This window comes from Shewanella sp. SNU WT4, from assembly GCF_006494715.1.
Taxonomy (GTDB): Bacteria; Pseudomonadota; Gammaproteobacteria; order Enterobacterales; family Shewanellaceae; genus Shewanella.
In genome coordinates this window covers 3,757,327-3,779,278 of record NZ_CP041151.1, presented here as the reverse complement: position 1 = coordinate 3,779,278, position 21,952 = coordinate 3,757,327, and the positions used below count along the sequence as shown (strand labels likewise).

Annotated in this window: 17 protein-coding genes; 2 read left to right on the top strand and 15 right to left on the bottom strand. The window is 47.8% G+C overall.

The window, feature by feature from the left end; all coding sequences use genetic code 11:
• Positions 1 to 39: 39 nt before the first annotated feature.
• Positions 40 to 333 (top strand): DUF3144 domain-containing protein, encoded by a 294-nt coding sequence (locus FJQ87_RS17070; RefSeq protein WP_140933643.1) that lies wholly within the window; start codon positions 40 to 42, stop codon positions 331 to 333.
• Positions 334 to 699: 366 nt separating this feature from the next.
• Here FJQ87_RS17070 and FJQ87_RS17065 read toward each other — a convergent pair whose 3' ends face one another.
• The gene (locus FJQ87_RS17065) at positions 700 to 2,076 is read right to left on the bottom strand and encodes a GntP family permease (protein WP_140933642.1); all 1,377 of its coding nucleotides are present in this window, start codon (positions 2,074 to 2,076) and stop codon (positions 700 to 702) included.
• Between the two features lie 187 nt (positions 2,077 to 2,263).
• Between FJQ87_RS17065 and FJQ87_RS17060 the strand changes: the two genes are divergently transcribed.
• The gene (locus tag FJQ87_RS17060) at positions 2,264 to 2,779 is read left to right on the top strand and encodes a gluconokinase (protein ID WP_140933641.1); all 516 of its coding nucleotides are present in this window, start codon (positions 2,264 to 2,266) and stop codon (positions 2,777 to 2,779) included.
• Positions 2,780 to 2,920: 141 nt separating this feature from the next.
• Here the strand turns inward: FJQ87_RS17060 and FJQ87_RS17055 are convergent, their stop codons facing one another.
• The 14 genes from FJQ87_RS17055 to FJQ87_RS16990 form a co-directional block, all read right to left on the bottom strand.
• Complete coding sequence (locus FJQ87_RS17055; protein ID WP_140933640.1) at positions 2,921 to 3,928, bottom strand: substrate-binding domain-containing protein; 1,008 nt, start codon at positions 3,926 to 3,928, stop codon at positions 2,921 to 2,923.
• 253 nt (positions 3,929 to 4,181) lie between these two features.
• Positions 4,182 to 4,649, bottom strand: a complete 468-nt coding sequence (locus FJQ87_RS17050) for a DUF6491 family protein (RefSeq protein WP_140933639.1) — start codon at positions 4,647 to 4,649, stop codon at positions 4,182 to 4,184.
• Between the two features lie 264 nt (positions 4,650 to 4,913).
• Positions 4,914 to 5,546 carry a sugar transferase gene (locus tag FJQ87_RS17045; protein ID WP_140933638.1) on the bottom strand — a complete coding sequence of 211 codons (633 nt, stop codon included), beginning with the start codon at positions 5,544 to 5,546 and terminating at the stop codon, positions 4,914 to 4,916.
• The gene (locus FJQ87_RS17040) at positions 5,543 to 6,754 is read right to left on the bottom strand and encodes a glycosyltransferase family 2 protein (RefSeq protein WP_140933637.1); all 1,212 of its coding nucleotides are present in this window, start codon (positions 6,752 to 6,754) and stop codon (positions 5,543 to 5,545) included. Before FJQ87_RS17040 ends, FJQ87_RS17045 begins: the two co-directional genes overlap by 4 nt.
• A 2-nt stretch (positions 6,755 to 6,756) precedes the next feature.
• On the bottom strand, positions 6,757 to 7,860 hold the full coding sequence (locus tag FJQ87_RS17035; RefSeq protein ID WP_140933636.1) for a glycosyltransferase: 1,104 nt from the start codon (positions 7,858 to 7,860) through the stop codon (positions 6,757 to 6,759).
• Between the two features lie 161 nt (positions 7,861 to 8,021).
• Positions 8,022 to 10,742, bottom strand: coding sequence for a hypothetical protein (locus FJQ87_RS17030; RefSeq protein ID WP_140933635.1), 2,721 nt, complete (start codon positions 10,740 to 10,742; stop codon positions 8,022 to 8,024).
• A gap of 7 nt (positions 10,743 to 10,749) precedes the next feature.
• Positions 10,750 to 12,243, bottom strand: a complete 1,494-nt coding sequence (locus FJQ87_RS17025; RefSeq protein ID WP_140933634.1) for a GNVR domain-containing protein — start codon at positions 12,241 to 12,243, stop codon at positions 10,750 to 10,752.
• The gene (locus FJQ87_RS17020) at positions 12,240 to 13,736 is read right to left on the bottom strand and encodes a glycosyltransferase (RefSeq protein WP_206194351.1); all 1,497 of its coding nucleotides are present in this window, start codon (positions 13,734 to 13,736) and stop codon (positions 12,240 to 12,242) included. The genes FJQ87_RS17025 and FJQ87_RS17020 overlap by 4 nt, the downstream gene beginning before the upstream one ends.
• 168 nt (positions 13,737 to 13,904) lie before the next feature.
• Complete coding sequence (locus FJQ87_RS17015) at positions 13,905 to 15,305, bottom strand: O-antigen ligase family protein (RefSeq protein WP_140933633.1); 1,401 nt, start codon at positions 15,303 to 15,305, stop codon at positions 13,905 to 13,907.
• Positions 15,302 to 16,741, bottom strand: coding sequence for an oligosaccharide flippase family protein (locus FJQ87_RS17010; protein WP_140933632.1), 1,440 nt, complete (start codon positions 16,739 to 16,741; stop codon positions 15,302 to 15,304). Before FJQ87_RS17010 ends, FJQ87_RS17015 begins: the two co-directional genes overlap by 4 nt.
• A complete protein-coding gene (locus FJQ87_RS17005) occupies positions 16,742 to 17,920 on the bottom strand; it encodes a glycosyltransferase family 4 protein (RefSeq protein ID WP_140933631.1) in 1,179 nt (392 codons plus the stop codon). It lies immediately after the preceding gene.
• Positions 17,917 to 19,182 (bottom strand): glycosyltransferase family 4 protein, encoded by a 1,266-nt coding sequence (locus FJQ87_RS17000; RefSeq protein ID WP_140933630.1) that lies wholly within the window; start codon positions 19,180 to 19,182, stop codon positions 17,917 to 17,919. Before FJQ87_RS17000 ends, FJQ87_RS17005 begins: the two co-directional genes overlap by 4 nt.
• A 159-nt stretch (positions 19,183 to 19,341) precedes the next feature.
• A complete protein-coding gene (locus FJQ87_RS16995; RefSeq protein WP_140933629.1) occupies positions 19,342 to 20,379 on the bottom strand; it encodes a glycosyltransferase family 4 protein in 1,038 nt (345 codons plus the stop codon).
• An 85-nt stretch (positions 20,380 to 20,464) separates the two neighbouring features.
• On the bottom strand, positions 20,465 to 21,934 hold the full coding sequence (locus tag FJQ87_RS16990; protein ID WP_140933628.1) for a sigma-54 dependent transcriptional regulator: 1,470 nt from the start codon (positions 21,932 to 21,934) through the stop codon (positions 20,465 to 20,467).
• Positions 21,935 to 21,952: the final 18 nt, after the last annotated feature.

Genomic DNA, 21,952 nt, shown 5'->3' with positions numbered 1-21,952 from the left:
GAGATCATGGCGATCTCGCGGTTGCTACAGGAATTTAGGATGTCTGAGTTAGATAAAGCGTTTTACCAGCGTGCCAGTGAATTAATCCAAGTTGCCAATCAGCAGAATCAAGATCCCAAGCTTAAAACGGGCGAAATTAGCGCTTCATTTATGTATGGCTTAGCGCGCTACAACGCTTGGTTTGGCTCAACTAGCTTTGATTCTAAAGAGCAAATGCAGTCGAAAAAGCAAGAAATGATGGAATACTATATCGAGCGCTACAAAGAAATGCTGGAGTCCAATATGGATGACTATATCGAGCATTTTGATCATTACCGCGCCAGCCAAAAGTAAGCCGCTATTGCTGTTGCGATCATGATATTTGGTCGGTGCCTGCCGACCAACACCCCTGCTGTTTATTTCGCGTATTTGTCCCAATCATAGCTGCCATAAGCCATTAGTTTTGCCTTCGCCTTGCCAGCATGCCTGCCTAAGCAGTTGCGCTCATTTCGGCCTTTTAATCATTTAACTGGCTATTCTCTAGACCACAGATGCTATTAAGTGCTTGCGCTGATGGGGTACAGCTAACGAGTTTGGTTATTCGCAGGGTTAAGCTGGAAGCTTTAACGGGGGGTATAAAGTGTTTGCTGAGCTTTGAGGGAAAAACAGAGTGTGGCGCAGCGCCACACTCTGTTTTATTGGGAAGCTTAGCAATTGGGCTTAAAGCACAAAGCTTAAGGTGGCAACTATGATAAAGGCGATAGTGCCAAGCAGAGTTTCCATCACGGTCCAAGTTTTTAAGGTAGTTTTCTCATCCATCTCTAACAGACGAGATACCAGCCAGAAGCCTGAATCGTTAAAGTGCGACAGTACTGTGGCGCCACTGGCAATCGCAATCACGATAAAACATAAATCCAAATCGCTAAGGCCAGTAGTAACTGCTACCACTGGGGCAATTAACGCCGCCGTAGTGGTTAAGGCTACGGTCGCTGAACCTTGAGCTACACGTAAACAGGTAGCAATAACGAAGGCTGCAACAATGACTGGCATGCCGGTATCAGTTAATACGCCCGCGAGCGCATCACCAATACCGCTTGAGCGCAGTACGCCGCCAAACATGCCGCCAGCACCTGTGACTAGCACTACGCCGCAAATGGGGGCTAATGAGTCACCGCACAGTTTTTCAAGTTTCGCCATGCCGTAATCTTTGGCAAAAATCACTAAGCACACCAATAAGGTGATAAGTAATGCCACCGGCGTTTTACCTAGCATGCGTAAAAACTCGACCAGCGGCGTATTGCCATCAATCACGCCAGCAACCGCTAAGGTATGCAGGCCAGTATCAAGACAGATAAGAATAACGGGCAGCACTAAGATGCTCATTACTGTCGTAAATTTAGGCAGCTTTGAGGCATCAACAATGGTGTCGGCATTAAAGAATGCTTTCGAGAGTGGAATGTTGAATTTCTTGCCGGCGTACTGACCAAAGAGATAGGCACCAATATACCAAGTCGGAATCGCGACTAATAAACCTACCACCAACAGCAGTCCAAGGTTAGCGCCTAAAAATTCAGAGGCTGCTACTGGGCCTGGGTGCGGCGGCACAAAAGCGTGCATTACCGCAAAGGCGCCAGCGGATGGCAGGGCGTATTTAAGCGGTGAGCCACCAAAGCGGCTGGCGACACTAAGAATAATGGGCATCATCACCACTAAACCAGCATCGAAGAAAATAGGGAAGCCAAACATCAGTGAGGCCACACCGAGTGCCATGGGCGCTTTTTGTTCACCAAAGCGGCCGATAAGGGTGTCAGCTAATACTTGGGCGCCGCCACTGATTTCGAGAATTTTGCCTATCATGGCGCCGAGCCCAACCAGTAGCGCGACTGAGGCTAAGGTGCCGCCAAAGCCTGACATCATAGTCGGAACTACTTTGTCTGAGGCTACGCCTGTTGCTATGGCGGTGCCTAAACTCACTATGGTGAGCGACACAAAGGCATGGACTTTTAATTTAATGATTAATATCAGCAATGCGATAATCGCTAGCGCGGCGATTGTTAATAGCATTAGCGGATCTGCGGGTTGAACTAACTGCTCCATAGTTACACCTTTTAGCATAGTTATTGTTTGCGCATGAGTTCACATGGCTTGGGTTGCTGTTTGTGTGCAAGTTCACATTTTTTAAGGTTACGGGTAACATGTTACCGATAACATTCGTAAGATAAACAAATATTTCAACGTGAATGTCAAAATTGAGATCACGCGCAGATTCGGGAACAGGGTTATCATGGCGGGAAGTAGTGTCATAGTTATGGGTGTATGTGCCAGTGGCAAGACCACAATTGGTGAATTAGTGGCCGAGCGTCTTAAGCGCAAATTCATTGATGGGGATGATTTGCATCCGCGTGCCAACATTCAAAAAATGAGCTCTGGCGAACCGCTCAATGATGACGACCGTAAGCCGTGGCTGGAGCGTATTGGCGATGCGGCTTACAGCCTTGAAAGTAAAAACGAGCATGGGGTGATAGTGTGTTCGGCCTTGAAAAAGTCTTACCGCGATCAAATCCGCGCCGGCAATAGCAATGTCAGTTTTTTATTCCTTGATGGCGATTATGATTTGATCATGGCGCGGGTACGTGCACGCAATGGTCACTTTATGAAAGAAGTGATGGTCAACAGCCAGTTTGCAACCTTAGAGCGTCCAGACGACGAGCCTAAGACCATAGTCGTAGGCATAGATTGCGATATTGAGACTGTGGTAGAGCGCGCGGTAGCCGCTATTTTGGCGCAGTCTGCTAACTAGTTTTTAGCATCAGGGTTAGTGCGCTGGCCGTGTTGTTTGCATAAATTCGACAATTGTTGGCATAGAATCGGCAATCAAAAAGGCAATGAGTTAACTCTTTAACTCATTGCCTTTTTTTGTTTTTGCCACATTAGCGAGCCATTAATGGCTGGCGCCATCTGTGATGCGATAACCCATATCCACAATGGTGGACTCTATCGCTTCACCGCGAAGCTTTGCTAGTAGTAACTCAGCGCTTTTTTGGCCAATGGCAAAACGTGGGGTATCGACACTGGTGAGTTTTGGCAGCACGCTTTGACCAATATCGAGGGCATTATAGCCAACCACCGCCAAATCATCTGGCACCTTTAAGCCTAGTTGCTGCGCCCGCAGTAAGGTGCCTATGGCGATATCATCATTAGTGCAAAACACGCCATCAAGTGTTGGATGCTGGGCTAATGCTTGGTCGAGTAATTTAGCCGCCAAGGAATAGCTTGAATGTTCACCAGTTAAAACATGTATCAGAGGTAAGCCCGCCGCTGTCATGGCGTTATCAAAGCCAGTCATGCGCAGCTTAGTGCGGCTATCAAGGCGCGCGCCAAAATAGGCGATGGAGCGCTTGCCGCTGGCAATCATCATATTTACTACTTCAAATGAGGCTTGGATATGATCAAGGCCGACCACCATATCAATGGGGTTTGGCGGTAATTCCATGGCCTCCACCACAGGAATACCTGCATTACGGATCATTTGTAAGGTGCGCGGCGTGTGCTGACTGGCGGTTAAAATCAAGCCATCTACTTGATAGGCTAACAGCGCGGCAATTCTTTGCTCTTCTTCATGTTCATCATAACTAAAGTGTGCCAATAAGGTTTCGTAACCATGAGCCTTAGTGACAGCTTCTATGCCGTGTACTAGCGCTGAAAAAATCTGGTTAGATAACGATGGAATGAGCACGCCAATGGCGCGGCTTGAGGCTTTAGACAGCATGGCTGGCGCTTTATTTTCGATATAGCCTAATTCTTCAATCGCTTGCGCTATTTTCTCGCCGGTTTTGGCGGCTACTGCCTTAGGATTTCTTAAGTAACGCGAAGCCGTCATTTTAGTGATGCCCACTTGATTGGCGACATCTTGTAGTGTGATGCGATTATTTTTATTTTTTTTAATCATGGGCTTAAACCAAGAGTGAGCGTGACTGCCACAGTATTGGGGAAATAGGCGTGGGGTACAAGCAACTTACTTAAGGCGCGCCTTTTTTGCTGAGGGTTATCACATAAGTGTTTGTGAGCTTAGCGTTTAGTCTAATGCTTGGTTTAGCTTTTGGCGTAAGGCTTGGCAGTCATAGGAGTGGCATGTGTAGCCACTCCCAAAGATAAGTGATAGCGAATGAGGATGTAGAGCGCTATTGCTGAGTTAGCATGGCTTAGGGATTACTCACGCTGTTAGCATCCACATCTGGGCTAGCGTCGGTATCTATTGGGCTATCTAAACCCACAAGTTCTTTATCTTGCTCGCGCGTTAACGGATAAATCTTACTGATTTGGCAGCTAAGCCCAGCGTCTCCTGGAATAGCGATGGAATCAAATTTAGCGCTAAGGGAAGTGCTTGAAAACTGATTGGTTAAAATGGCGTTGGCAAAGCTCAGCCCTGGGCAGCGAGCATTTAGTTCAATCAAGTAAGGGGTGAAAGGGTTAGTTCTTAGGATTAAGTATTTTTCGCCAAGGGATGACCAGCTGCTGAGACTAAACGCGGTAATGCTATCAACGGTTTCTAGTTGCCACTGCGAAACTTTGGCTGCGACCTCTGCTTGCCACTGCTGATTACTAAGTAGTGGCCGAGAACTGCAACTGATAAGCAGAATGACTAATACTGCCAATACGATGTTTTTCATGGATGTATCTCCAAGTGTTTATTGTGCCTAGCTGTTGGTGACTGCTGGTATTAGGTCTTGATATTAAAACTAAATACAGCAACTGCGACACTGTTTTAAAGGCTTGGTTTAAAGGCTTGCTTTAAGGGCTTGCTTTAAGCTCTTGTTTGGGCGCGGATGTTAACGCGCTTAAGCTTAACCGCTAAGTCGTGGTCGCCCGTTAAGTGTAGCCCTTGTCTTCTGATGCAACCGACTCTTTAACTTACTTCTAATCCTGCAGGCATCCTACTGGCCGCGGCCGCGAAACATTACATTTAAAGTGGCAAATACTATGTAGGTATCCATTTTTATCCAACCGCTTAAGCTGGTTAAGGCGAGGCAGTAACTATGGTCATAACCTACCTTGCTTTTTACATCATCAATGCAAGTGTCATAGCCTTGTTTTACTTGCGCAAGTCCAGTGATCCCGGGCAGCAAGCCATAGGTGCGATCGGCAAAAAAGGGAATAGCATCTTCTAAGGTTTGATAAAAACCTGGGCGCTCAGGGCGCGGGCCTATCATGGACATGTCGCCTTTTAACACATTAAAAAACTGCGGAATTTCATCAAGGCGAGTTTTACGTAAAAATAACCCAACCCGAGTAATGCGGGGGTCGCACTTACTGGCCCACACGGCGCCGCTCATGCTTTCGGCATCTGTGCGCATGGTGCGAAATTTAATCATATTAAATAATAAGGTGCGATCTTTAAGGGATTGGCCAATCCGCAGTTGCTTATAAAACACCGGCCCCTTGCTATCAAGTTTTATGGCCAGAGCTATGACTGGGAGTAGCGGCAAAGTGAGCAGCAAACCTATGCTGGCAAGCAAAATATCGCTGCAGCGTTTTATCTTGGCTGTAACTGGATGGATAATATTCATTGTGACTTTTCCCTTGTCGATGCGCTGACCTTTTGCCAACGTCCTTGCTCAAGACCACACAAGTATCTGAGACTTCCAATAAATATAGCAAAGTGGCCAGAGACCAAATAACTCATGGCTTGGATTGCTGCGTATTTTTGTAATTTAGGCGCGCACAAACCTAGTATGGCTACGCCATAGCAACTGAGTTGCAGCGCCGCTAATCCGGCAAATAGCATGGATGATGGCGCTAAGTAGAGTGAGCCAAGGAGTGCCAGTAGCATTAAATAACTGCAGGCGACCCGTAAGGTTTTTCCTGACCAAAAGATAAAGCTGATGCGGCCATGTTTAGCAGGCCATAGCAAATGACTTAAACGAATGATTTGCTGCATATTGCCAGCGCCAATGCGTCTGCGTCTGGCAAAGTTTTGCTCTTGAGTGCTGCCTTCCTGCTCGAGGGCGTGAATGCGATTATCCTGCACCCCAAGATAGCCTTGCGCCACAATCGACATGGGCAAGATAAAGTCATCATTGATAGTGTCACTGGCCAAAGCGCTGAATAATTCGCGGCGAAATAAGTAAAAGGCGCCATGAGTGCCCATGGGGCTGCCCATGCTAGCTTCAAGATTTTTAATAGTATTTTGATATTGCCAATATTTAGTTTCCCCCGCATCCGTGGGGGTTAGCAGTAAATAATGGCTGTTGACTATGCCAACCTGTGGGTCAGTAAAATGGCTGCCACCGAGCAATAATGCATCGATAGATAACAGCGCTGAGGTATCACTTAAGCCCACCAACTGGCTATCGCACTGGGCTATGAGTTGATTAAGCATGGCGACTTTGCCGCGATTGTCACTGAACTCATGTAACTGGCAATTAAGGAGCGCGCACAAGGGTTCTTGTAAGGTTTGACGCGCTATGGCGGCGCTGTCATCGGTGCAGCCATCAAAGCCAATATGCACGGTAAGTTTGTCGCTGGGATAATTAAGGCTGGCAAGATTACGAATCTTATCGGCAATCCATGCGCTTTCGTTATAGGCAGGCACTATCAGGCTAATGCTCGCAAGCGTGCTGGCATCATCATGCGCCTTAGGGGTTGCGCTCATATCACCCTTAGCCGCCACTAATCGGCGCCGCGCTAACCACTTAAGTAACACTGGGAATAAGGCGTGGTGATAAATAATGAGCGCGATACTCACTAAGGTGATAACGGCAATAACCTGGTTCATGATTAGTGCTCCAGCGGCGTAGAGGTGTCGCGATAACCTTGATGACAAACATCATCATAGGCTTTCGCCATCTCGCGCACATCAAAGTGGCGGGTGATAAAATTGCGGGGCGAAATCGACATTTTGCCATTGAGCATAGTGTTAATTAATTCGGCTGCTTCTTTAGCGTGATGGCTAGGTAACAACTTGCCACTTTCTGGGCATAAGGTTTCTTTGGCGCCGCCCACATCTGTTACTAAGGCGCGAATATTACAGGCCTGCGCTTCAAGCGGCGCTAATGGAAAGCCTTCGTTAAGGGATGGCAGGCAAAATAAATCTAAGGCGCGGTAGAAATCTGGCATGTTATCGGTAAAGCCGACAAAGTGAACCCTGTGGCTTAAGCCTTCAACTAAGGTGCGATATTTAAGTGCCTCAAAGCAACTGCCATGGCCTGCAAGCGCTAAGTGCACATCTTCGGGTAAATAGCGCATGGCATAAATCAGCAGTTCTTGATTCTTAACTAGCTCCATGCGGCCGCTGCAACCAATGAATTTGACATCAAGCGGCAGGCCTAAACTGCGGCGCGCCTTATGCTGTGATCCTGGGAAAAACTTATTGGTATCTATGCCATTGTGAATGGTTTTTACCTTATCAAGGCCGAGGTAGCGATCTAAGCTCGCGGCCACGGCATGGCCATCGGCAATCAGTATCGGGTTAGCGATTTTTAAGGCACATTTTTGAATGAGTCTTTGCTTCATATCATCTAAATGCCAAGCATCATGCTCGGTATGAATGCGCACTTTGACGCCGCTATGTTTAGCGGCCGTGCTGGCATAAAACAAGGGGCCGATATGGTGGGTATGAACCACATCAGGCTGGTGCTCAGTAAATAACTGACACAATTTGTGATAAGTACTGGCGGTGAGTCCAGGCTGTTTATTCATAAAAATCAGCCTATCGGCGCAGTGCTTAAGTTTAGGCCAAGCGGCGATGGCAGTTTCAAGCTCGCCTTCTAGGCTCACTATCCAAGTATTTTGATTGAAATCAGAAAACTGCTGGATATCTAACACCATATTTTCAAGTCCGCCGGGACGAAGATGTTGTACCACTTGGAATACTTTTAACATGGCGCCACCTCAAGATTGCACGATACATAAGTGAAAAAAACCTAAGATACTTAGGTAAAGCATTTGCCGTGCCAACACTTAAGGTGTTGTAATTTAGTGGTTTATTTTTGTGTGGCTTTAGGTGTTCGCCAACTGAGCTTGCAGTTTGCAAATGGCGATTCTTAGTTTGCATGCTTGGTTTGGCCTGTAGACTGTGCATAAAGCGTCATGATTTGTTGGCGCCAGTCATCTAAGCGCGAAGACGGTATGGCCGCCATGGCTTGCCATTCTTTGGGCACTTGATGTTGTAATCTAACTAATAAGGCGCGGGCGGCCGCTTGGCCTGTAAGATGGTTATTACTGACACTCGCTTGCTGCTCAAGCCATAACAACCATTGCAAATCTGTGATGCCATCGGTGAGCTCAAAAAGTGCCAAGTTTACATCTGGCTCTAACGGGCAAGGCATGGCACTTGGGTATAAAAATTGAATATCAGACTCGCGGCCATCGGTTGGGTTAAAGGGGTCGGCAGTGGGCATTCGCCCGTGCCACAGCATTAAGCCTTCGGCTTGGGATTGCCACAGATAAAAACCCGCGGCATGGCGCGCCGGCGTTAAGTTATACAGCCATACCTCAAGGGCGGCGGGTAGCTTATTTAACTCAGCTTGATTAATCCCAAAGCCATCATTGAGTAAGACTAAATCAAAAAAATTCAGCCATTTACTATCGCCTTGATGATTTAAATGACCGGCTAAGCGCGATTTTGGCGAAAACGCCCGCATATAGCGAAAGCTAGCTTCAAGATGGTTGAGGCCGTCAGGATTTGAAGGTTCATCGGCGCTGACCCAAATAGGTTCACTTAACCCCAAAGCGCTTAGCTGTTGGCTCACATCGGCCAAGGTTGCAGTGGCTTGTTCGACCCCTTGGCTGGCAATTAAGCGTTTTAGTGGGGTGTAGGCCAGCACTGGGGCGGCAAAACCTTGCTGTGTTAACTCTTGCAATTCACTGATTAATTTTTGAATTTTTGCTTTATCTGTGGGGGTAGTTAGTGGCGGCGCGACTGAAGGTAACCCTTGTTGCTTTAAAAAGGCGAGATCGCAGCTTATGCCTTGCTCTAACATAGCTTGGGTATCGTTAAGCCAGCCAAATTGCACTTGTGGCTCAAGATACACGCCTATGGATTGCTTAACATGGGGCAGCGCATCAGGCATGACTTCCACTGCAATCGGCAGGCTAATAGTGGCAGTGCCCTTATTTATATCCACTTGACCAAGGTAGCGGCCGGGCGCTGCGCTTGATGGCACTTTAATGCGTAAATGCAGCATTCGTGATGGCGTGTGCGGGGCGATTTGCTGCGCGCGCTGCTGACCCAAATACGTATTTTGCGGCGCGTATTGAGAGGCTTTTGGCGGTAAGCCCGACTTAAGCAACTGATCATCAGCAATTAACAAGGTGGATTTAAGTCCGCTGCGCTGCCACTGCCAATGGCCATAACGAATTTGAGTGGGTAGTGACGTGCTATTAAGGCGTGGCGCCTGCACCATTATATCGCTGTCACCTAGGTGTTCATCGAGGCGATAACTGACATTAAACCAAGAGCCGGGCGCCACTAGGCTGGGCGCTTTGCTCAGCATAATTACGTCGTTATTGTAATTGTGAATACTGTTAGCACCATCTGCTTTGGCTAAGGCTTTCGCATTATTGTCGGCTTTATTTGTTAGCTTATGTTCTGGCTTATGTTCTAGCTTAGGCTGGGGCTCTGGCCAAGGCGCTAGCGGCCAATTGCTTTGCCACCACAGTGCGCGCGCCTGCTCTATACCAGTTAACACTTTAAGTTTATCGGCACTGATTTTTTGTGGCAGTAAGTAGCTTGGGTTGCTTGATGATTGAGTGATAGGTTCAGCCAAAATGGCGGCAATAAAACCGGCCTGAGGTTGATTGCCACTGAGATTGATAGTGACGCCTTGGCCTTGGCTTGCCGCTATTACTTGCAAACTATCGAAGGGACTTAAGGCAAAGCGCTGATAACTATTGTCATTGCCCGAAGCTTCTGGCCATTGGCGGCCAAGATAAACCTTGTCAAACCACTCTTCACTGCTTAGCTTGAGCTCATCCACTGTAGTGCCATTAACGCTAATGCTGCGCGTTGTCACTGCTGGTAAATATTCCCATTCACCTGGGTCTCTTAACCATAAGCTTATACCCCAAAGCCCTGCGGCTAAAGGTAAATGCACTTGGGTGATGCCATTAATGCCATCGGTCGTCAGCCCTTCGTTCGCCTGCATTTTACTGCCTCTATCGATAGCCAACATTTGCCCGCCAGTTATCATAGAGTCAGTAATTGTTACCGCTTGAAACCCTGGCCACAGGGCACTGCCTGCGGGGCCAAAGTCCCAGCCTATGCTGCCAGCAGGCAAGGGCGGATGGGTAATAAGCTCAGCGCGCTCAAGACTAATGGCGTTATCGTCACTAAAAATAATGATTTGCTGAATTTGGTTAAGGCTTAACTGGCGCTGACTTGCTGTGGTAAGGCCGCCAAGTAACTGACTGATAGTAAATGGCCCTGGGGCAATGACGCGCTCGAGGTTAATGCGATCGTTATAGGGCGGATTGTCTTTATCATCGACTCGTAACACTAAGATGGCAGGCTTAGCGCTGTGATTTATGCCGCTGATGACTATGTCTGTGGCTTTAGTTATTTGCTGACTATCGCTACGGCTCAGGCTTAAGGTAATTTTATGGGCAGAAATGTCAGCATCTTGCGTAAGTTCAAGGCGAGTCGCGCTGCTGGCATTAGCAGTGCTTATGCTTGCCCCCAAGAAAGCCATGAGCATCAAGCTACTTATGATCGCAAGCTGAGTCGTGGCAATAAGCTTAATGATGCTGTGAATGTGATTATACATACCGACTTTAAGTGTTAGCACTATTGCGACTGCAACGTGTGACTGGCGCAGGCCCAAACGTAAGCTCGCTGGTTCTTGGTACGATAAGAGGAATGCGGCACAGCACAGTGGCGCCAGTTAACTCTTCCACGTCTTGGCGCAGGCGAATGCTAGTGTCGGTCAGCTCTCTGACTGTGCCAATACCAGCACCGATAAAGAAGCCGCCAAAAAGGCCACCAATCACGAATAACAAAATATGTGGATTAGATGGGTTGGTCGGGATGTAAGGACTGTCGATGACGCGAATACGTTTATCTTGCTCAAACACCCCAAAGGAGCTGGTCAGGCGCGCCATCTCGTAGCGCTCCATTAAGTCATCATACATTTGGCGCTTAATCACTAAGTCGCGCTCAAGTTTCGCCAGTTGCTGTTGGCGCGAGCCTAAACTTTTAGTGTCTTGCTCTAATTCTGTAATCATGGCCGTTAGGCTGCTCACTTCTTCGATTAAGCTACTCACTTTTGAGCGCCCTAACTGCAAGTGCTCTAATTGCGATATCAGTAACGGCTGCTGACCATCAAGTTTGCCTGAGCTTGCCACACTCGCTAAATCAAATAGCTGGGTGGTATCTAAAGTGACTTGATGCTGAGTTAACAGTGCGGCGCGCTCATTTTCTAATTCTGATAAGTTACGTTTAAGCCCTTGAACCTTACTGTGATTAGCCGTGTATTTGGCTTGCAGCAAGGTTAATTCACTGCGCAGCATTATGATTTGTTCTTCTAACTTTCCTATCACAGGGTTGGTGCGCGATAACTGCTGATCTAAGCTGCCTAAGCTTTTTTCGGCGCCAGCCAGTTCAGCTTTGCGCTCTGATAAGGTTTGTTTGAGTTTTGCTAAGCGGGTGAGCTTATCCATTTGCATCTCTGGCATATCGGCGGCATTGGCGCTGCGGTATTCCGCCAATTTTTGTTCGGCTTGTTCTAACTCCTTACGGCGGGTATCTAAGTTTTCCGATAAGAAGCTGCTGGAATCTTTCATGGATGAGCGCTCGGGCGCTAACATTTGCTCGATGAAGTGTTTACTCACGCTCTCTAAGGTTTCACGCATGCGCTGCGGATTACCCGAGACTAGCTGAATGCTAATGAGCTCTTTGCCCGCCATTTGGACGCTAAGGCCTGCCGATAGCGCCGCAATAATTTCATTGGCATCCTTATCTGAAGTTTCTTCCGTAATTTGGCCCATATCTTTAGCCACTAATGCCAGAATATGGCGGCTATGGAGCAAGGTGGTTAAGCTATCCATCCTTTCTTTGATCATGGCCGACATGCCCAAATCTTTTAAGAAGGGGTTCATGTTGGCGGTTTCTTGCAGCAACATACTGGTGTGCGAAGTGTAAATTCTTGGGCTTAAGGTACCAATGGCAAGACCCACGAGCGGAAAGAATAAGGCCGGCACCACTATGATATAGCGTTGGCGCCACGCCCCGCATAGCAACACCATGAGTCGATAACTTAGGCCTTTCATATTTGCTCCAATAAGTGGTGGAGCGAGGTGGCACGCGCCTCCCAGCTGTGTTGACTCAAGTCCACTTGGCTGGCAACCCTTAGTGACTGGCGCAGTTGCTGCAAGGTGCGGATCATATCGCCGGCGTTATACACTAGGTGTACTTGCTCTGGCCATTGCTGCGCTGCCGGAAACTCAGTGCTAACAATCGGGCGACCGCAGGCAATATATTCAAGGAGCTTTAACGGATTACAGGCCTGAATTTGCGGAGTATTGCGAAATGGCAGTAGGGACACTTGCCAGTGCTGGCTATAACTGGGTAGCTCTTCATGGCGTCTTGCCCCAAGAAAGCGCACATTGGGCAGCGCCATTAAGGCGCCAACCTCGGTTTCAATGTTGCCGATAAATACAAAATGCCAATCGGGTAAGTGACTTGCTACTTGAAACAGCAATTGATAATCCAGCCAGCTAGATAGGCTGCCATAAAAGCCTGCTATGGGTTTGCCATCTTTAGGTAAATCAGGGGCGCGCAGGCTAGCGGTGCGAAACAAACTAACATCAACCCCATGGGGCATAAGCTCGGTTTTAGCGTGCGGAAATTTGTTAGCAAGCGCTGGGCTTGCCGCCAAAATCAGCTGAGCTTTTGCGACTAAACGCTCTTCATCACCACTGACAGTGTGATGATCAACCCCTGCTAATGCCGAAAAATCATCACCGCAATAGTAAACAATTCGCTCTGGATTTAACGCCTGACAAATATCCACGGCAGTTGGCAGGGATGTCCACACCAGAGGATTCACAACCTTAAAGCGCGTTAATACCGGCTTGATTTGCTGCAGCAATAGCCAGTTTGCTAGTAGGCGAGCCAATCGCCCTTGGGGCGCCGGAATAGTCAGCGGCTTGATGATGATAGGGCAATAGTCTGAATGTTTGCCATCGACATTGGCAGCATTGAGTGTTGAAGCCTGATTGCTTGTGCCGTGTGTTTCATTGGTAGCGTTTGCTTTATTTGAGCCGCTGCCATCATCGCGGGGGTGCACTTTGCTTACGGCCGCCAGCAGTTTTTGGACGATGCGATAGCCATCGCGTCTATGCCATTGTGGCTGACGTAACCCTATGGAGTTAACCCAAAATACGCGGTAATGCTGACTTAAGCGGGCAATTAAATGCTGAGTACTCGACGGTAAGCCGCCCCAATCTTCACCAAAGACGACTAAATCAGCGCGAGTTCCCGCTTGGCCTAAAGCTTGGCTATAAGGCAGGCTTAAAGGCTGATTTGTAAGCTTATTGGGGGGCTGAGTTAAGCTTGCAGCTTGAGTCTCGACATTATCTGTCATGGGGTTGGCGCTATCCTTTGCAAATAAATTAATGTCAGTGCGCGCTGAAAATGGACTGCAATCATCCGCTGCCGTCAGTTTTATTATAGAAGTGGGGTGCGCAACTCGCTGAGTTACTGCAGTATCTTCTGCAACCTTTTCCTTTTTGCGGCTATCAATGGGGATGATATTGGCCATAGCTGCCTTCTTGAGCGGAAAAGTGAACTTAAGCTCATGCAGCAAGTGTTATGCCATTAGTTGGTGATTAGTTGATTGTTAATTAAATCATTACGTTAGCTTGGTGGTAGCTTAGGCTGCGGGTAAAAGACTAGTGCTGGCGTTGCAATTTGCAATGACGAGTCGTGGCTATTTAGGTTTTGCCAAAAATTCATCGGTGGCGCGAGTGAGGGCTATCACTAAGCCTGATAGCAGATAAATCGGCCAGTTAAAGCCTTGAGTTAAAAAGGTGCCAGAGACGATAGTCGCGGCAAGTCCGCCAAGGAGCGCCTGCGCCGAGCAATAAAAGCTGATGGGCAGTTGATTCACATGGGCTTCCACTTTTTCAAGGGTCGATTTAGCGCTCAGCATAGCCGTAGTCACAAAGGCGATAAAAATGATTAAGCCCAAAAAGCCAGTTTCGGCTAAAACCCCAAACCAAGTGCTATGCACCGCATGATTTAAGCCATCCCAGTGAGGCGAGTAAAAATAGTAATTCACGTAAAAATTATCAAGGCCAACGCCAGTTAGGGGGTTATCCAGCGCCATGCCAAAGGCGGCTTGCCATGCATAGATGCGCCCCATGGCTGAGGCATCTACGCCTTCTTCATGGGCGCCGCCAGATGCGCGCTCGCTAATACCGGCCACAGCGTAGAGCAGTATCGCGGCAACGCCAGCGGCGCCAAAGAATAGGGTTTTCGAGGCGACGTGCCGATAGATGATTGCCCCCATAATGGTCAAAATCCCCAGCAAGCCGCCGCGGCTTTGAGTGGCAATAATGGCGTAGAAAATAAGCGGGAAAGTCACTAAACCTAAGAGTCTTGACGCTATGGATAGCTTAGAAGTCATGATTAAGCTTAATGAAAATGAGGCGGGGAACATCAGCACTAAGGCTAAATCGTTAGGATCGCCAAGCATGGAGCCTATATCGCGCCCAATAGTCACCCTTGTGCCTTCCACTAGACCGATTTCATTGATTTTATTATAAATAGCTACGCAGGCGACTAAGATGCCGGCTCCTGCGATTAAATGATTGGCGCGGTTAAAATCATTGGCTGTGCGGGTAAGATACGCCACCGCAAAAGTCATTAAGATAATCTTCCAGTAAATCTCCATAAAATAGGTAATGGCCACAGGGCGATTGGCAGCGAGCACTAATCCCACTATGACTAGCAAGGTAAATAACGACAACAAGCCTAAGCTCTTGGTCCAGTAGAGTTTGATATTTTGACTAATCACTAAGTGCCAAAATAAGGTGATGAGTGAGGCCGCTGACAGCATCAAGGGAATTTTAAAGTTATACAGCTGCGGAATGACTTCATGGATGCGAAAAAATGAAAAAATCACAAATAACAGCACCATCAAAAATGCTTCTTTGATGACCAGCAGTAAGGCAAAAGGAATAAGGCCTAGCACTAACATTAATAAGGGGTGAGGCAGGAAAAACCAGGCCGCGGCGATAAGTATAAACAGTACGACTATGCCTAAGGGTACAGGCCATGGCGCCTGTGGATCTAGCCACTTACCTAAAATTGAGTCGCGGCTAATCATACTGACCTTGACGCCAGTTTCCAGCGCCCACGCTGGTTAAAGACTAGGCCGGAACTCACTAGCAAAAATCCTAAGGTAGTTACTCCAATCACGCCTAGGCAGAGGCGTTGCCACAAGGCTAAATCCAGCATACCAAGCAGTAATAGGCCAAAGGTCAGTAAAATCATGCTGATTAACGTAAGCGCTGGGTAAGGCAATGGCAGCATTTTATGGCCAAGCCAAGTCAGCAGCACCAGTCGTAACCCTTGGGCGAATACTAAGCTCATGCTAAGCCCTAATACCCCATGATTTTGGGTCAGTAGCAGCATAAGCGCGACGCCAATCATGGATGCTAAGATATTAATATAAAGCTGCTTTTCACTCGACCCTTGGCTTAGGCTTGCCAGGTTCATCAGCTCTGCACTTTCTTTAAACAAGGCCGCCATGATAAGTATCATGGCGATATTAATGGCAGGAGCGTAGGCACTTGGCATAACGCTTACAATCAGTGCTGGGGTGAGGGTGCCAAGGGTAATGGCAAGTACACATAAAATCCCCACGCCAAGGCTGGTCATTTTTACGGCGGCTTGCTGACCTTGATTAAACAGCACATCAAAGCGGCGCGGAAACCACCAAAAGGTAAAAGGTTGCTGCAATAGCACTAAGCCAATGGCAAATTTTGCAGCTACCGCAAAAATCGCTACGCTTTCGGCCGAGGTAAAGGCCTGCAAAATCCAGCGATCTAAACCATTCAAAGTAAAAGCCATTAAGCCGGTAGCGATAATCGGCAAGCCATAAACCGCTAATGGTCGCAAAAAGCGGCGGCTTAGCCGGACGCCTGTGGCCTGACATTGATAGCCAGTTAAGATAATAAGCTGGCAAAGGGCAGCTACTGAGCCCGCTTCCACTATGCCATCAAGGCCGCGGCCGGCCTCAGTGAACGCTAAAATCAGCACTACGTTTAATAAGGCGCGGCTGGTGGTGGCTAAGAAAAATAGCCAAGGTTTATCAGCCATACGCATCCAAGTAAGCGGCAAGCTGATACAAGACTCAAACGCCAGTAAGCTCAGCACTAACCCCAATTGATACAGGCTAAATAATGCGGGAAACTGCTGACTGATAAACCAAGCCAGCCCAAGCAATAGCGGCAATGATAATAGGGCTATGAGTAGGGCTAATCCATAAAATTCTGCGGCGATAGTGCGCTTGTGCGCGGCATCGGTGGCATCGCCAATAAAGCGGCACATGGCTTCTTGTAGCCCCATGCCAGCCACTATGCTGCTAAACATGGCGATACTCATAATCAATTCTAAGCGGCCAAAGTCCGCTTGCGGCAATACCTTAGTGAGCCAAGGCAGCATCAATAATGACACGCCTTTCATAATGCCAAGCCCTAAGCCATAGAGCACCATGGCCTTTAAGGCGGGATTGGTTGATGTTAATCGCCTGCCAAACATCTAGAAAACGCCAGTTATTGATGCTTGAGCCTTGCTTGAGCCCGCGCCTAAATAGCTATCAATGACTTGCAATTGCGGCAGGTACACTTGCTCAGCATGATAATTGCGACTGATAAACATAGCGTGGCGGCCAAGGCTTATCATCAATTGCGGATGCTTAATTAAATGCTCAAGTTTTTGGCGTAAATCTTGGCTATCCCCTGGGCGATATTTAATGCAGTTAGCGCCATCAATTAAGGCTAAATCCCAATAACTCGCATCACTTGGAATAACCACGCATAAACCGGCCGCCATGGCTTCTAAGGTTGATAAACCAAAGGGCTCTTGCTGGCTGGTGGACACATAGATGCTGCTTTGGCGGCGCATTTCATCAAGATTGCTTGGCTGATTAAACCAATGAATGTTGGCGCTATCATCCTCAGGCTCATCATATTCAAGGGCGATATTTTTAGGCTGGATATAACATATATTGGCGCTAAAGCCTTGTTCAGAAAAGTTTGCATCAGAAGCATTTAACTCTTGCAGCGCCTGGTTAAGAATGGATAAGCCTTTCCATTTAAGTAGCGATGCCGCCCAAAAAATCACAGGTCGCGCAGGTTCACTGCTGTGCATTAAGGCCTCACTTGGCCACTCACTTTTATCTAAGCCGTTAAGCATGGGCGTGAATCTTGGCTCATTAAACATCATGTCAGTGATGCCATATCTTGCTAGCGCGGCCACCATAGAGGCGCGGCTACTGGGCAAATAATGGATGCTATCGGCGCGCAGCAAACAGCGAGCATTGGTTTTAGAGCAAGCCACGCCGCCATGCACCAGTTGCATCAGCGTAAATCCCAGTAGCGGCTTTAACATGTATAAGGCTAAGTCGACACTTGGGCCTGATGCACCTACTGCGAGGGTTATCTTGCCAAGGCTTGGTTTGCGTAGCAGCACTTGCAAGGCAATTAACAGGTACTTGATAAAGTAGATAATCCCTTGGTCTTTATTGATAAGCCAGCGGGGCATATACAAGGGATAAAAACGGGCGTTTAATCCCTGCCAGCTTTGCGGGGTCTGAGTAAAAATACATAACTGATGCTCAGTGGTTAGTTCATGCAATAAGGTGCGGGTGGCTACTTTTGAGCCGCCCTGAAACGGAATGGCATCAATTAGCAGTATGTTGGGATAGTTTTGGCTCATTTAAATACCCTGCGCTGAGTGGTTTTACGGGTCAATTTATTCACTATCAACCTGCCAGCAAATTTGAGGCTGGCTTTCGCCAAGGCCCGCATTTTTTGGAGTAGGTAAGGGTTATCAAATTGACCGTGTTCAAAAATAAGTTTTTGGTATAAATCGCTGAACTGCTGATAAAAATAGTGGGAATTAAAATGATAGAGCACGCGCTCGGCGCCGCACTTGCCTAAATGGCGCCTAAAGCTCGGCTGGCTAATTAAACGCTCAATCGCGGCGCTAACATCTTCTAACTCTGTGGTGGTAATTAGCCCAGTTTGTCCAGAAATGATGACCTCAGCTATGCCGCCAATATTGGGGGCAACGACGCTTAATCCCATTAATTGTGCTTCAATTAATGATAAGCCAAATACTTCTTCATCAGGGCCAGCCAGATAAATATCGACCCCGCCTTTAAGGTAACTTACGACTTGGGTGGGCTCGGCAATAAAGTGCACTTGCTCACTGACGTTAAGGCTTTGGGCGTGGGCTTGTAATGCGCTCATTTTGGCGGCGCCTAAGATCAGCAGTTGCACTGGATAACCTTGGCGGCGCAAGCTCGCCGTAATGGTAATGGTAATGAGCTTGTCTATGCTTTGATGTGGGTTTTGGCTGGCAATACTGGCCAGTAAAATATCTTGTGGCTTTAAGTTAAATTCGGCGCGCATATCTTTGCCGGGCTGGGCGAGTAACTGCTTGGTATCTATACCGTTATAAATAAGTTCAGTGCAAGATTGCGGGTAGCCATCATGAATTAGCGCGTCATTTACCACTTGATTCACCCCAACTATGACTGGGCATAAATACACGCCGAGCGCTAATTTGCCGCGGGTGGGAAAGCGCGAATGTAAATGATAAATAATCGGAATATTCATGGTATGCGCCGCCAAAATTGCCCATTGCAGCGGGCCTGCGCTATTGCAATGAATAAGGTCGACCAAATATTGATTAATCAACTGACAGCAAGCTTGATATTGCCGATACCTAAGACGCAGGCCTAATCTGGGGGTGTACCAAGGGTTAAATAGGCAGTGCTCATCAAATTGGGTGCATATGCCAAGTAGTTGCAGTTGAGTCACCAACTTTGGCTGATTAGTCCACACAATCGGCTCATAGATGTCTTTATCAAGCTGATTAATCAGAGTGACTAGGCTTTGCTCGCTGCCATAACTCCAAGATTCACTGTAGTGAATATAGAGAATAACGATTTTATGTTTATGGTAATGCTTCATGCCTATGTCCAAACGAGTGCTGCATTCATTATGCTATTCAAGCTTTAGGCCAAGAGTTAACTAATTGTTTATATGTGCCTTTTAATTTCATCTCGCTCGCATTAAGCTCTAAACTGCAAATCGCTTTGCAAAATAAAACATCTGTCTTTAGCGGTAGTGTTAGCTCGAGCTAACGGGCTCATGGGCTTGGTGATACAGGGCTAGCATGCTGGGCATTAAGGCGCTGAGTGAATATTCCTGCTCTATCTTGGTTTTGGCTGTCTGCCCAAGTAATAAGCGCTGGCTTGGCGTTAATTGCTGCCAGTGCTCAATGGCCTGAATTAATTGCAGATAATCTGGCTCTGCCACGACATAGCCACTCATGCCATTATCGATAAGCTGACTTAAATCACCGACCTTAGTTGCAGCCACGGGGATGCCGCGAGCCATAGCTTCAAGGGCGGCCATGGGCAGTCCTTCATGCCGTGATGGCATCACCATTAACCCTATGTTTTGCCAATGCTGACTCATCTGGCAAAAGCCATGAAAGTGGACATTGCTGCTGGCCACTGCTTGTAGGCCATTGGCATCAGGGCCGTCGCCATAAATATGAAAATCAACCTTAGGTAAGGCGCGGGCAAATTCAATTATCCTATCGCCGCCTTTTTCATGGCTAAGGCGGCCAACGAACGCCACTTGCTGGCCACAACTTAATGGCAAATGCTCGGTATCAATAAAATTGCGAAATACGTGGGCGCGAGCCAAGGGTAAGCGCATGGCGATTTCTTGACTGACGGACAGCACTTCATTTGCTAAAAAATGGCTATATCTATCAATAACATCGTAGAGACCAAGCTTGCCGTGAGAGATTTCGCCGGCATGATAAGTGCTGATGGTCGCTATGCCTTGCCATTTGGCGATAATGCGCCCAAGAATGCCGGCCTTATAGCCATGGGTATGCAGTATCCAAGGCTTAATAGTGGCAAGATAGGCATAAAGCGCCCTTACGCCTGACGGCAGGTAATCCACTGTGACTCCCGCATGTTTTAGCGCTGCGGCTATGGGATGCTCAGCGTCATAGCGGCGCATAAAGCACACCCGCACCATAAGGTTGGCGCGCACTAGCCCTTTAGCGAGTTCGACCACATGGGTTTCTATGCCGCCTTGACTGCGGCTATCAAGCATTAGCACTACTGTGTGGGGCTGCTGAGTTGTCATGGCTTGACTCTGTTGATAGCTGTGATTTATGGGTTAGGTTTGGTGGGCGTTTAAGGCGCGCACCATAGCGTTATTCGCTGCCTCATTAATTGGCTGATTCATTGCCACATGAATTGGCCATGTCATCCCAGCTTTGTTTTTTGCGATATATGGTTGATGGACTGACTTCAAGCAAGTTGGCCGCCTTTTGAATATTGCCATCACAGAGGCTAATGGCTTGCTCAATCACATCTTTCTCGATTTCAGCCAAGGGGCGGATTTGGTGCAACTCAAGAATTTGGTGCGCTTTGGGGCGCTCCCTTGCAGCGCTAACACTAGTATTAGCGCTTAACGGTTCTTGATTGATAGCGCTGCTATTAACCGGCAAAGGTTGCGCTAACAGCGCATTTAAGGGCGCAGGTAAATGATCGTTAAGAACCGTGTCGCCTTGATTCAGTACCACTATGTTGCGGATGACATTTTGTAATTGACGCACATTACCAGGCCATTGATAGCGCTTAAAAATCTGCATAACATCGCTGGCAAACTGAGTGAAATGTTTACCATCTTCTTGGCTATATTGGCGCAGTAGATGAGTAGCAATATCAATAATGTCGTGGCCGCGCTCGCGCAGAGGCGGCAAATGAATGGGCACCACATGCAGGCGATAATAGAGATCTTCACGAAAACGCCCAGCTTGCACTTCTACTAATGGGTCGCGATTGGTGGCGCATAAAATACGTACGTCCACTTGTAACTCTTGGCTGCTGCCGACGCGCTGAAAGCGCCCTGTCTGCAAGAAACGTAATAATTTCTTTTGTAGTTCAACGTCCATTTCGCAGATTTCATCGAGAAATAGCGTGCCACCATCGGCCAGTAACGCTGCGCCTTTTCTATCGCTAATGGCGCCAGTAAACGAGCCTTTAATGTGGCCAAAGATTTCACTTTCCATTAAATCTTTAGGAATGGCGGCGCAGTTTAAGGCGACAAAGGCGTGATGCTTGCGTTGGCTTTGTTGGTGTATAGCCTCGGCGCACACCTCCTTGCCGGTGCCGCTTTCACCGGTAATAAAAATGGTGGCCTGACTATTGGCGGCGCACTCTATGATGCGATAGACGGTTTGCATGGCAAGGCTCTTGCCGATAAAACCATGAAAATGATCGCGATGGCCGGACTCTGTCAGTTGCTTGAGCTGCTTTTTCAGTAAGCCCTTGTCTAAATGGGTATTGATGGTAGTGCGCAGGCGCTCGGCTGACACTGGCTTTTCTAAAAAATCATCAGCGCCGAGGCGCATTAAATCCACTGCAATATCGACAGAGCCATGACCTGTGGTGACTATCACTATGGATTCAAAGGGTTGCTGCTTAAGCCACTTTAAAATGTCTTGGCCTTGCATGTCGGGGAGTTTAAGGTCGAGCAGGATGATTTCAGGGCGTAGGCGCTCAATCAATTGTTTAGCGTCTTCGCCCGTGGCAGCTATCTCAATATTGGCATGTAGATATTTCAAAAAGAAACGATATTGGGTCGCTATGGGCGCCGCATCTTCAATGATGACAATAGTAATAGCTGCACTCATGGTAATCCTTAACCTTAG